The sequence below is a fragment of the Myxococcus vastator genome, assembly GCF_010894475.1.
Lineage (GTDB): Bacteria > Myxococcota > Myxococcia > Myxococcales > Myxococcaceae > Myxococcus > Myxococcus vastator.
The window spans coordinates 1-10,961 of the sequence record NZ_JAAIYB010000007.1; the positions used below are offsets into that span (position 1 = coordinate 1).

Consider the following 10,961-nt stretch of genomic DNA (forward strand, 5'->3'; position numbering starts at 1 on the left):
GGCGTGTTGCGCGCCGTCGAAGGAGGGCGGGGGGCTGGCTCACAGCCCCACGTCGTGACAGCGAACACGGTGACCAGGACGAGGCGGAGCCGCGGGGTGCCCTGGCGCGCCACGGTGTCACGTTCCGAGCTGGCAGACGGGGCCCGCCGGTGAAGCCACGCACCGCCGGCTGCCCGGGCAGTCGCGGTCCGTCGCGCAGGGCACCGTGCAGGCTCCGCTGACGCAGCGCCCTCCGGGCAGCCCCAGCTCGTGGCAGCTCGCGTCGTCGGTGCAGGGCGCGTCCATCCGCCGCAGGGCATGGCAGCCCGCGAAGTTCGCGGCATCCGGCAGGCACCGTCCGGACTGGCAGGTGAAGCCCGGCGCGCACCGCGCCGGGCAATCGTCGTCCGGCAGGGCCTGGGTCGTGGGGTGGCAGTCGTCATCTTCGTCGCCGCCACAGCGGGCCACGCACGCGGCGCTTCCTTCGGGCAGCACCTCGCAGTGCGTCCCCGCGGCGCATTGCCAGTCGCCCGTGCAGGGCGCGCACAGGGGGCCGGGGCCCTCGCAGCGGTTGCCCCTGCACGTCAGGCCCGCGCCGCAGTGCGAGTTGCCGAAGCACTCCAGGCACTTCTTGTTCGGCGCGCACACCAGGCCTTCCACACAGCCAATCTCCTGGCAGCCCTGTTCGAGGAGCGACTCGTCCACCTCCAGGTCGACGTTGAGCTCCTTCTTCTCGCCAGGGCCCGCGCAGTCCTCGACCTGGGTGGCCGGAAAGCCCAGGGCCGTCACCGTCACCGAGTAGCAGCCGTCCGGAAGAGGCCCCACGCGCAGCCGCCCCTGCGCGTCCAGCAGCAGCCGCTGGAAGGGCGTGCCCGCCACGGACACCTCCGCCGCCGACAGCCGGAAGCCGTTGGTCGTCTTCACGCGCAGGTCGAGGAAGCCCGCGGGGGTGGGCGCCACCGGCCGCACCTGCACGGACTGGCCTCCCAGCACCCGCACCTGGACGCGGGCGGCCTTTTCGGCCGTGGCGACGATGAAGAGCTCCGCCATCCCCGTGGGGACGTCCTCCAGGGTGAAGCGCCCGTCCGCGTCGACATGGCTGCTCACGCCCGGCTGGGACACCAGCGACACCAGGGCCACCGCAGGGTCGCTCTCCGTGAGCTGCCCGTGCACGGTGCCCACCCGGAAGGGCGCGTTCTCCAGGTTGCCGCAGCCCGCGGCGCAGCAGGCCACGAGGGTGGCCACCGCGATGTGAAACGTTGAGCGCATCAAAAGCGATATCCCGCGCCGGCCCAGCCACCCGTGAAACCCACGGCCTGCCCCTGCCCATCCACAACGACATACGTCAGCATGAGCTGGGCCTGAGACATCAGCTCCAGCCGCTCACCCACCCGCCACACGATGCCGCCCACCACGCCGGGGCTGACGGTGAAGAAGCGCTGCCCGGTGACGGCAGCCTCTACGTCAAAGGACCGCCTGAGGTACAGGCCGGCCACACGCGGCCCCGCGAACAGCGTCAGCCGCTCCCAGCGCCACAGGTAGGGGAGGGCCGCGCCCGCGGAGACGGTGGTGTAGCGGAAGGGCACCTCGCTGCCCGGCGTCAGCCGCAGGGCCCGGTTGCCGGTGCTGAAGGCCACGTCGAAGAGCAGGCCGAAGTCCTGGAGCGGCCGGTCCTCCAGCCGCAGTGACAGGGCGACTTCGGGGGACAGGGGCAAGAGCTCGGTGCGGCTGCGGGCATCCGCGAAGCTGAACAGGCCGCCCAGCAGCGACAGCGAGCGCCGCGGGAAGGCCTCCGCCAGCAGGCGCTCCAGGGGCAGGCGGTCCCCCAGGCCCACCTCCACGTCGCGGCGCATGAGGACGGCGTCGCCCTTGGTCAGCTCCACCGTCCGCATGCCGGGCGTCACCGCCGCGCCGCCGGGCAGGTCCGTGCGCGCCTCGCCGTCCACCTTGAGCGTGAAGCCGTCCAGGCGCGGGTTGTAGGAGAACAGCTCGGGGCGGCCCGTCCGGGTGATGCTGCCGGAGAGCACCACGGGGTCCGCGCCCACCTCCAGGATTTCCGCCGACGGCCGCTGCCGCCCCTCGGTGAAGGCGAAGGTGCGGCGGCGTGCATGGTCATGCGCCTCGGTGGCCGTGACGGCGCCGTCACCATTGCGGTCCGCCGCGCCGCTCAAGCCGTCGATGAGGAAGTGGGTGTAGATGTCGTTGCGCAGGCTCTCGTCCTCGCGCGCCGTCTCGCCCCAGTCGCAGGCGGCGAACACCATGGACGCGCGCGACGACTCCTCCAGCGGCCGGGTGTAGAAGCCGGCCTTGATGCCCTCCAGCTCCGCCTTCAGCTCCTTGGGCAGCAACGACTTGCCGCTGCCGCTGTGGCAGGTGGCCAGCACCAGCATGCGGCGCCGGCTGGCCAGCCCGTCGAACTCCGCCTTCAGCGCGTCCATGCTCAGCGCCGTCTGGGGAATGTCCCGGTAGGCCGCGTCGCGGGTGACCAGGTAGCGCCGCAGCTCGCCCTTCGCGTCGCGCGCCAGCGTGCCGTGCGCGGAGAAGTAGACGACCACCACGTCGTCGGGCCGGTTCGCCTCCTTCTTGAGCCGCCGGAGCGCCCCGAGGATGGCCTCGCGGGTCGTCTCCTCGCGGCGGGTGAGCACGCGCACCTGGTCGAACCCGCCGCGCGCGGGGTCCCTCAGCGCGGCGCCCAAATCACGGGCGTCCTTGCCGGTGTAGCGCAGCCCCTTCCAGCGCGGATCGTCAAACGAGGCGATGCCCACCAGCAGGGCCATCCGGCGTGGCTTGTAGGCGCTGGACAGCGACGCTTCATCCAGCTTCAGCGGCACCAGTCCGCCCTTCTCCCCGGAGGAGGAGGGCGTCGCGCACGCGGCCAGACAGGCCAGCAGGATGGGAAGGAGGCGCCTCACGTGGAACCGTTCAGGGACGATTCTGGCTGCTTCTCACGCTCACGTCGAACCGGATGATGGCCAGCGGGCCCTGGGAGCCCGCACCGCTTCGCCCCGCCAACATTTCACCGACCGCCTCGGCGTCGGGCGGCGAACCGGCGGAGCCCACCAGCCACAGCGTCACCGGGCCGGCCTCGCCCGCGAGGCTCACGCCCGCGAGCCCCTGCGGCCCCTGCAGGTCATGGGTGCCCGCGACCAGGGGGAAGTGGCCCAGCAGCGCCGGCGCCGCGCCCTGCCGTTGCTCGAAGAGCAGGGCGGTGCCCGCCTCGGTGGCGTGGTAGCGCAGGAGCAACACCTCCGAATCCTTCACCGGGCTGCCCGGGTCCAGGCGCCGCAAGCCTCCCGCGCTGTCGCGTGCCACCACCGACAGCTCCAGGGGGATGCGCGCCAGGCGCCCCTTCTCACCCGTCCATTCCGCCGCGGTGCCTCCCTGGCTGGAGGGGGCCTCCGCCCGCATGCGGGGCAGCAACACCACTGCCAGCAGGCACGCGGCGAGCCCTCCGGCGACCATGCCCCAGCGCCCGGCCGCGGACCGAGGGGCTCGCAGCGCGCGCCGCACGCGGGCCAGCCCCACTTCATCCAGGGGCGGGGCGGACGCGCCGGGCGGCGCGAGCCCCAGCAGCAGCGCGTCCACGTGTCCGTCGAGCAGGCCCGGGCCCGGGTGCGCGGCGAGGAACGCCTCGCACGTCTCGCACGGGTGCGCCAGGTGTCCGGCGAAGTACGCCACGGCCTCGGGCTCTCGGCGGGAAAGGGCGCTCAGCGCGCCGTCGTCCAGGTGTTTCATGAACACTCACTCCCACCGGCCGGCGAGCACTCGCCGCAGCAGCTCGCGCTTGATTCGAGACCGGAACCGCTCCAGTCGCATCGTCACCGCGCTTTTTCCCACGCCCAGCTTCTCCGCGATCTCCCGCGCGGACAGCTCACCCTCCACGTAGAAGAGGTGCACCGTCCGCTTCTCCTCGCCCTCGGGCAGCTCCGCGATGAGCCGCCGGACCACCTCGATGTCACGCTCCAACTGCAGCGCCTCGGGAAGGTGGGGGACCGTCTCCGGTTCCGGGTCCGCCACGTCCTCCTCCAGCCGCCGGGTGCTGGACTTCCGCTCCAGCCGCGTCCGGGCCCGGTTTCGGGCAATGGACAGCAGCCACGACTCGAAGGCCCCCGGCTCCTTCAGCCGGGGGAGCGCCCGGAACGCCCGGACGAAGGTCTCCTGGATGACGTCCTCCACCTCATCCGCGTCCAGCTGGGAGAAGCCGCCCACCAGCCGTGTCACCAGGGGACGCGTGCGACGGTAGAGCTCGCTGTAGGCAGACGCCTGCCCTTGCGATGCCCGCCGCACCCACTCCGTCAGTCCCTCCGACGCACCCACCTGTCCTCCAGACCTTCGTGAACGCCCACCGGCCACGGGGCCGGCCGCTGCCATGTCGTCCCCCAGCGGGCAGGCGGGCGGGCTTCTTCCCGCTGGCACTCAGGGGGCCGGTGGGGAGAAGAATGCCTCCACGGCGGTTCATCTCCCTAAAGGACACTTCCATGCGCGTCATCAACTTCAATCCTGGCCCCGCGAGCCTCCCGCTTCCGGCGCTCGAGCGTGCCCGCGACGAGCTGCTCGACTTCGAGGGGTCCGGAATGTCGGTGATGGAACAGAGTCACCGGGGCCCGGAATACCTGGCGGTGCACGAGGCGGCGCTCGCCCTGATGGCCCGGCTCCTGGAGGTCCCCGCCACCCACCAGATTCTCTTCCTGTCGGGGAGCGCCTCCCACCAGTTCGCGCAGGTGCCCATGAACTTCCTGCCGCCCGGCGGCAGCGCGGACTACCTCATGACGGGGGTGTGGAGCGAGAAGGCCTTCGACGAGGCGAAGTACTACGGCGCCCCGAGGATGGCCGCCAGCACGGTGCGGCCCGACAAGCGCTACACGCGCATTCCGCGCCAGGACGAGCTGCGGCTGGACCCGAAGGCCGCCTACGTCCACCTGACGAGCAACAACACCATCTTCGGCACGCAGTGGCACGACTTCCCGGAGGTGGGGAGCGTTCCGCTGGTGGCCGACATGAGCTCGGACTTCCTCTGGCGGAAGTTCGACGTGCGGCCCTTCCGCTTCCTCTACGCCGGCGCGCAGAAGAACCTGGGCCCGTCGGGCGTGACGGTGGTGATTGCCGACAAGGACTACCTCGCCAGCGGGCGCAAGGACATCCCGAAGATCTTCCGCTACACGACGCACGCGGAGAACAACTCGCTCTACAACACGCCGCCGTCCTTCGCCGTCTACCTGGTGCGCAACGTGCTGGAGTGGATTGACTCCGTCGGCGGTCTGCCGCGGCTGGAGCAGTGGAACCGGGAGAAGGCGGCGCTGCTCTACGGGGCCGTGGACCGCAACCCGGACTTCTACCGCGCGCCGGTGGAGCGCGAGTCCCGTTCAGTGATGAACGCTGTCTTCCAGTTGCCCACGGAGGCGCTGGAGGCGGCCTTCGTCGCTGACGCGAAGCAGCAAGGCATGGTGGGCCTCAAGGGGCACCGGACGGCCGGAGGAATCCGCGTTTCCATGTACAACGCGGTGAGCGTGGAGAATGTGCGCACGCTGGTCGCCTTCATGGACCATTTCGTGAAGACGCGCGGGTAGGCTGCGTCCAATCGCACGGATTACCCACACCCGGAGGATTCATGAAAGCCACGCTGACCACCGTCGTGCTGTCCCTGATGCTCGCAGTCCCGGCCTTCGCCAAGGACGTCGCGGGGGTGAAGTACCCGGAGACGGCCACCGTCGCCGGCAAGGAGCTGAAGCTCAACGGCGTGGGCCTGCGCAGCAAGTTCGTGTTCAAGGTCTACACGGCGGGACTCTACCTGGAGACGCCGTCGAAGGACGGCGCGGCCATCATCAGCTCGGACCAGGTGAAGCGCGTGCGCATGTACATGCTGCGGGACCTGGACAAGAAGACCATCGTCGAGGCCATTGGCGACGGCTTCAAGAAGAACGCCGGCACCAAGCTGGCGGAGCTCCAGCCCAAGCTGGACACCTTCAACGCGGCCATCCCGGACGTGAAGAAGGGTGACGAGCTCATCCTCACCTACGTCCCCGGCCAGGGCACGCAGGTGTCCAGCAAGACGGGCAAGGAGATCTCCGTGGAGGGCAAGGACTTCGCCGACGCGCTGTTCTCCGTCTTCGTGGGCAAGAACCCGGTGGACGGCGGCCTGCGGGATGGGATGCTCGGCAAGGACTGAGTGTCGTCACGCGCGCGAGTCCGAAGCGCCGCGGCTGCCCCGTGTCTCCCCGGGAGGCACGGGGCGTCGCCGTTTCAGGGGCCGGAGGCAATGGTTCCGGGGCCCGTGCGTACACGAGGAAGACGGCCGGCCGCTGCGCGAGGGCGGGAGGTCTGATAGCAACCGGAGGGCACGAAGGAGGTCGTCATGGGTATCTGTACGTGGTTGGTGCTGGGTGGCATCGCGGGCTGGCTGGCCAGCATCATCAAGGGCACGAACGCCCGCATGGGCATGTTCGCCAACATCGCCACCGGCATCGTCGGGGCCATGATTGGTGGCTGGGTCTTCAGTCTGATGGGCGGCACCGGCGTGACGGGCTTCAACCTGTGGTCGCTGCTGGTGGCGACGGTGGGCTCCGTCATCCTCATCACCATCGTCCAAGTCATCCGGAAATGACGCCCGCCGCCCGCGTGCGCGCTCAGAAGAGACTGAGCTGCGGCGTGGGCGGCGGCTTGCGCTCCGGACGCCGGAAGGTGTCCGGAGCGTCCTCGGTGACGTAGGAGGCGCGGATGCCCACCTTGCGCGCCGACGTGTGGAAGAGGCGGTGGAGGGTCTCCGCGTAGAGGCCGTCACCGCGCATGCGGTGCTTGAAGCGGCTGTCGTTGAGCGCCCCGCCGCGGGTCTCCCGGATGCGGTGGAGCACCCGCTCCGCGCGCAGGGGAAGCTTCGCGCGCAGCCGCTCCGCGAAGACGTCCTGCACCGGGCCAGGCAGCCGCACCAGCGTGTGGTGCGCGCGGGTGGCGCCGGCCTCACGCGCCGCGGCCAGCACGCGGTGGATGTCCTCGTCGTTGAGGCCCGGAATGATGGGGGCCACCGACACCGCCACGTCGATGCCCGCCTCGGTGAGCCGGCGGATGGTCAGCAGCCGGCGCATGGGGGAGGCGGCATGGGGCTCCATGGCCCGGGCCAGCTCCGCGTTGTGGAAGGGGAGGCTGATGCTGACCCACAGGCGCGCGTCCCGGGCCAGCCGTTGGAGGACGTCCAGGTCCCGCTCGACGAGCACGCCCTTGGTGATGATGCCCACCGGGTTGCGGTAGTCCGCGCAGACCTCCAGGCAGGCGCGCGTCAGGCGCAGTGAGGCCTCCAGCGGCTGGTAGCAGTCGGTGACGCCGCTGAAGACGACGGTTTCACCCTTCCAGGAGGGCTTCTCGAAGGCCTCGCGGAGCAGCTCCGGCGCCCGGGGCTTCACCACCAGCTTCGTCTCGAAGTCGGTGCCCGCGCCCAGGTCCAGGTACTGGTGCGTGGGCCGCGCGTAGCAGTACGCGCAGGCGTGGAGGCAGCCCCGGTAGGGGTTGACGCTCCAGCTGAACCCCACGTCCGGGCTGTCGTTGTGGGACAGCACCTGCCGGCTGTGGTCCTCGAAGACCTCCAGCTTGGACGGCGGGATTTCGTCCAGGTACTCCACCGCGGTGCTCGCCCACGGGTTGGGCGGATTGTCGATGGGACGCGCCTTCATGGGCGCACCGTGGGCCTGAATGCACGTTCAGTCAAGGCCGGGCGGACGTGAAAAGGGGAACCCCCTGCAGAGGGCTCCCCCCGTACGCCATCCGGATGGCGGGGCTACGTGGCTCAGTACGTGGTGACGTAGAGGCGCTGGTTGCCGGTGAGCGTGCCGTTGTTGCGGACGTACAGGCGCGCACCGGGCCAGTTGCACATCAGGCTGCCGGTGATGGTCGCGCCCGCGGCGACGGTACCGGAGGTGGAGTTGCCACCGCAGTACGCGTAGTAGGGCGTCGAGTGAGTGCTGGACAGGTTCTCGATGATGAACGGCGTCGAGCCGAACAGCCACGTCGAGAAATCACGCGTCTGCATGGCGTCGATGGTCGCGTACTCCGCGGCCTGCGCCACATCGCCCAGCTCCGGCTGCTGCATGGCCTGCTCTTCCTCCGGCGTGTACTCCCCACCGCAGCCCACGGCGGCCAGAGACAGCAGACCCACAACTCCCAACGTATTGAACTTCTTCACGACTTCCCCCTCATTGCGAGTTGTCCCCGAATTGGGGACGTGCGCTGTGTATGAGGGTTTTTACGTATTGTAAATGGTGTGTTTTTGACACCCGGTGGGTTGGGATGGATTGCGTCGCCGGATGACGCATTGCGCCGCCTTCGGCATTCCTGGATGGCCCCGGCTCTGGGGGGGCCGGGCGCCGGAGGGGCACGGAGACAAATGCAGCGAACGGCAGACGGATAGGATTCATTGTCGCAGAAGGGCAGCGCATCCTCGCGTGAATCTTGGACTGGCACGTCATCGAGGTGGGGCGTGCGCACTCACGGAGCCGGCGTGGACGTGCTCGCCCCGCGGCTCACTCGCGCCTGCCATGATGCCTCTTCAATCCTGAGAATTGAGAGTCATTGCTCGAGCTGGCGCGGAGGCTTCGGCCTTCATGTCCAGGATGGATGTCGCGTGCCGTTCGTCGCGGCGGCATCTGGCGGAAATGCTGTTCAATGGCATGCGAGTTCCGGGATGGCATGCGTGTGTTTGAGCTGCATCTGGGGGCTCGTGCCTAGCTTGGTGTTGGCGGCCTCGTTTCGTTGTCTGCTTGTCACGCCGCCATCCCCCAGTACAAATCGAATGGAGCAAGACAATGAATGGCAGTCGAGTGGCCCCCGGTTGGCGATGGATGTTCATGGCCCTGACGTTCGGAGTGATGGGGGCGTGCGGGCCCCAGGTGGAGGGGGAGTCCCTTTCCTCCGAGGAGGCGCAGTCGGAGGTCGAGTGGACCTCGAACAAGGTGTCGAAGGCGAATGACCCCTACGCCAACGCGGTCGTCCCGAGCGGTGTCTTCGCGGTCATCAATCCCAACAATGCAGTGGGTCCGCCGGATGGAAACGTCGCCAGCTTCCTGGGCCTCCTGGGGGGCTCGCTGTTGCTGGACATGGGCGAGGGAGAAGAAGGCACGGGGCCCCTGCGGATCTACTACCGGGGGCTGTTGGTGGCGGTGATTGCCCAGGTGGAGTTCCTCGCCGCGGACATGAGCATCATCAGCACGGGACAGGCGAACCTCGTGGACCTGGGCATTGGTACGCACTCCGTGCTGGTGCCCTTCAGCGACGCGACGCCCTACCGGTACGTGCGGCTGCGTGGCGGGCTGGCCTCGCTGTTCAGCGTGGACGCCGTGGAGGACACGGGCTTCGGTGGCGGCGCCCTCTGTGGCAATGGCGAGCTGAACGCAGGGGAGCAGTGTGACGATGGCAACGTGGCGCCGGGAGACGGCTGTGGCGCGAGCTGCCAGGTGGAGCCGGGCTACACCTGCTCCGGAGCGCCCAGTGTCTGCACCGACGACGACGAATGCACGAATGGCACCGCGCAGTGCTCGGTGAACGCGAGCTGCACGAACACGCCGGGCAGCTACGTCTGTACCTGCTTGCCGGGCTACTCCGGCAATGGCTGGACGTGCGATGACATCGACGAGTGCGCGAACGGGACCGCGGTGTGCCTGCCGGGCCAGCTCTGCGTGAATACGCCTGGGAGCTACGAATGCGTGGGCGGCGCCTGTCAGCCGCCCGAGGTGCAGTGCGGCACGCAGTGCGTGGATTTGTCGTCGGATGCGTCCAACTGCGGCGCCTGCGGCAATGTCTGTGGCGGGGGGGACACCTGCTCGGCGGGCGTCTGCGTGGAGGATGGTCTCCGGCTGCAGATCGCCACGTCGTGGGCGCGCTTCGGCGATGGGGACCTCGTCGTCCGGACGCCCACGGGGAAGGTCATCCACGCCGGCAACCCTGGGCCCGACGCTGGGACGGACTTCGGAGCATTGGACCTGACTGCGTCATCTGGGTGGGGGCCGGAGCGGGTCATCTGGAACGCTGGCGCCATCCCGCCGACTGGCACGTACGACGTCTGCTTCAAGGCGGCCAGCTACTCGCCTCCGCCCAGCGTAATGGACCCCGTCTCGTATACCGTCACCGTGCTGCGGCTTGACCAGCCGTACCTCATCTACTGGGGCGCTGTCGTCAGCGCCGACACGGGGACTGACTGCTACCCGGGCCACCCGTCGCATGTCGCGTCCTTCACGTACCCCGGGGTGCCGTAGCTGACGTCATGCGTTGATGGCCTCCGGTCCCTCGCCGCGCCACGTGTCGCGGCGAGGGGCCTTCCCGGGCTGCCCGCGCTTCGCTTGGCATTGTCTATTGATTGAGGATGCGCTGAGATGTGCGGCTCCATTTTCCAAGGAGGCACACATGAAGGCGCGTCTGGTCATGTTGGTGGCTGGCATGTCGTTGGGATTGTTCGCCGCATGCGGGCCCGTGGAGGCCGAGCAGGAGTTGGCGCGGTCGGAGGCCTCGCTCGACTTCTGCGGGGATCATGTGTGCTCCGGGCGCGAGACCTCCCGCAGCTGTCCTCAGGACTGTGGGGTGCTCATCTTGTGCGGTGACGGTCTCTGCGACACTCGCACGGAGACTGCGGACACCTGTCCCGAGGACTGTGGCCTCCCCATCTGCGGGGATGGCGCTTGCAACGGCGCGGAGACGTCCAACACCTGTCCCCAGGACTGCGGCATACCCGCCTGGTGTGGAGATGGCATCTGCGGCGGCGGCGAGCACACCGCGAACTGCCCCGTGGACTGCGGCTCCGAGTGCGGCGACGGGGTCTGCAACGGGCGCGAGCTGCCCAGCACCTGTCCCCGGGACTGCTACCCCTCGGCCGACTGCGGTGACGGGGTCTGCGCTCCCTTCGAGGAGCTCACCTGCCCCCGGGATTGCTGAGCGGGTGGACGCTGCTCCGTCCTCGCCCCGTAGCTCGGGGGACTGCTCCTTCTGTTCGCGAGCATCCACCGAGC

11 protein-coding genes are annotated in these 10,961 nt (G+C 69.4%); 5 read left to right on the top strand and 6 right to left on the bottom strand.

Features of this window, described 5'->3' with window-relative positions; all coding sequences use genetic code 11:
* Positions 1-117: 117 nt before the first annotated feature.
* Genes G4D87_RS01450 through G4D87_RS01465 form a run of 4 tightly spaced genes read right to left on the bottom strand, consistent with a single transcriptional unit; the run spans position 118 to position 4,296 of the window.
* The gene (locus tag G4D87_RS01450) at positions 118-1,248 is read right to left on the bottom strand and encodes a carboxypeptidase-like regulatory domain-containing protein (protein WP_163777590.1); all 1,131 of its coding nucleotides are present in this window, start codon (positions 1,246-1,248) and stop codon (positions 118-120) included.
* Complete coding sequence (locus G4D87_RS01455; RefSeq protein ID WP_163777593.1) at positions 1,248-2,891, bottom strand: caspase family protein; 1,644 nt, start codon at positions 2,889-2,891, stop codon at positions 1,248-1,250. Before G4D87_RS01455 ends, G4D87_RS01450 begins: the two co-directional genes overlap by 1 nt.
* A gap of 10 nt (positions 2,892-2,901) precedes the next feature.
* Entirely contained in the window at positions 2,902-3,714 is an 813-nt protein-coding gene (locus tag G4D87_RS01460; protein WP_205507370.1) for a hypothetical protein, read from the bottom strand.
* A gap of 6 nt (positions 3,715-3,720) precedes the next feature.
* Positions 3,721-4,296 carry an RNA polymerase sigma factor gene (locus G4D87_RS01465; protein WP_176410237.1) on the bottom strand — a complete coding sequence of 192 codons (576 nt, stop codon included), beginning with the start codon at positions 4,294-4,296 and terminating at the stop codon, positions 3,721-3,723.
* 161 nt (positions 4,297-4,457) lie between these two features.
* Here G4D87_RS01465 and serC point away from each other — a divergent pair, with 161 nt between their 5' ends.
* The 3 genes from serC (at position 4,458) to G4D87_RS01480 (ending at position 6,580) form a co-directional block, all read left to right on the top strand.
* The gene (gene serC, locus G4D87_RS01470) at positions 4,458-5,546 is read left to right on the top strand and encodes a 3-phosphoserine/phosphohydroxythreonine transaminase (RefSeq protein WP_163777604.1); all 1,089 of its coding nucleotides are present in this window, start codon (positions 4,458-4,460) and stop codon (positions 5,544-5,546) included.
* A gap of 41 nt (positions 5,547-5,587) precedes the next feature.
* Positions 5,588-6,145, top strand: coding sequence for a chalcone isomerase family protein (locus G4D87_RS01475; protein ID WP_163777609.1), 558 nt, complete (start codon positions 5,588-5,590; stop codon positions 6,143-6,145).
* A 186-nt stretch (positions 6,146-6,331) separates the two neighbouring features.
* The gene (locus tag G4D87_RS01480; protein ID WP_163777611.1) at positions 6,332-6,580 is read left to right on the top strand and encodes a GlsB/YeaQ/YmgE family stress response membrane protein; all 249 of its coding nucleotides are present in this window, start codon (positions 6,332-6,334) and stop codon (positions 6,578-6,580) included.
* A gap of 22 nt (positions 6,581-6,602) precedes the next feature.
* Here the strand turns inward: G4D87_RS01480 and G4D87_RS01485 are convergent, their stop codons facing one another.
* Together G4D87_RS01485 and G4D87_RS01490 are read right to left on the bottom strand one after the other, a co-directional pair.
* Positions 6,603-7,640: a PA0069 family radical SAM protein gene (locus G4D87_RS01485; protein ID WP_163777614.1), complete on the bottom strand. Its 1,038-nt coding sequence runs from the start codon at positions 7,638-7,640 to the stop codon at positions 6,603-6,605.
* 113 nt (positions 7,641-7,753) lie between these two features.
* Complete coding sequence (locus tag G4D87_RS01490; RefSeq protein WP_163777617.1) at positions 7,754-8,149, bottom strand: hypothetical protein; 396 nt, start codon at positions 8,147-8,149, stop codon at positions 7,754-7,756.
* Between the two features lie 619 nt (positions 8,150-8,768).
* On the opposite strand from G4D87_RS01490, the gene G4D87_RS01495 reads away from it, so the two are divergent.
* Both G4D87_RS01495 and G4D87_RS01500 read left to right on the top strand, forming a co-directional pair.
* A complete protein-coding gene (locus tag G4D87_RS01495; RefSeq protein WP_163777620.1) occupies positions 8,769-10,214 on the top strand; it encodes an EGF domain-containing protein in 1,446 nt (481 codons plus the stop codon).
* 148 nt (positions 10,215-10,362) lie between these two features.
* Positions 10,363-10,887 carry a hypothetical protein gene (locus G4D87_RS01500; protein ID WP_163777623.1) on the top strand — a complete coding sequence of 175 codons (525 nt, stop codon included), beginning with the start codon at positions 10,363-10,365 and terminating at the stop codon, positions 10,885-10,887.
* Positions 10,888-10,961 lie beyond the last annotated feature (74 nt).

What these genes read in the sequence shown, in the direction of transcription:
- G4D87_RS01450 (WP_163777590.1), bottom strand. Translation starts at nt 1,248, where the DNA reads ATGCGCTCAACGTTTCACATCGCGGTGGCCACCCTCGTGGCCTGCTGC.
- G4D87_RS01460 (WP_205507370.1), bottom strand. Translation starts at nt 3,714, where the DNA reads ATGAAACACCTGGACGACGGCGCGCTGAGCGCCCTTTCCCGCCGAGAG.
- serC (WP_163777604.1), top strand. Translation starts at nt 4,458, where the DNA reads ATGCGCGTCATCAACTTCAATCCTGGCCCCGCGAGCCTCCCGCTTCCG.
- G4D87_RS01475 (WP_163777609.1), top strand. Translation starts at nt 5,588, where the DNA reads ATGAAAGCCACGCTGACCACCGTCGTGCTGTCCCTGATGCTCGCAGTC.
- G4D87_RS01480 (WP_163777611.1), top strand. Translation starts at nt 6,332, where the DNA reads ATGGGTATCTGTACGTGGTTGGTGCTGGGTGGCATCGCGGGCTGGCTG.
- G4D87_RS01485 (WP_163777614.1), bottom strand. Translation starts at nt 7,640, where the DNA reads ATGAAGGCGCGTCCCATCGACAATCCGCCCAACCCGTGGGCGAGCACC.
- G4D87_RS01495 (WP_163777620.1), top strand. Translation starts at nt 8,769, where the DNA reads ATGAATGGCAGTCGAGTGGCCCCCGGTTGGCGATGGATGTTCATGGCC.
- G4D87_RS01500 (WP_163777623.1), top strand. Translation starts at nt 10,363, where the DNA reads ATGAAGGCGCGTCTGGTCATGTTGGTGGCTGGCATGTCGTTGGGATTG.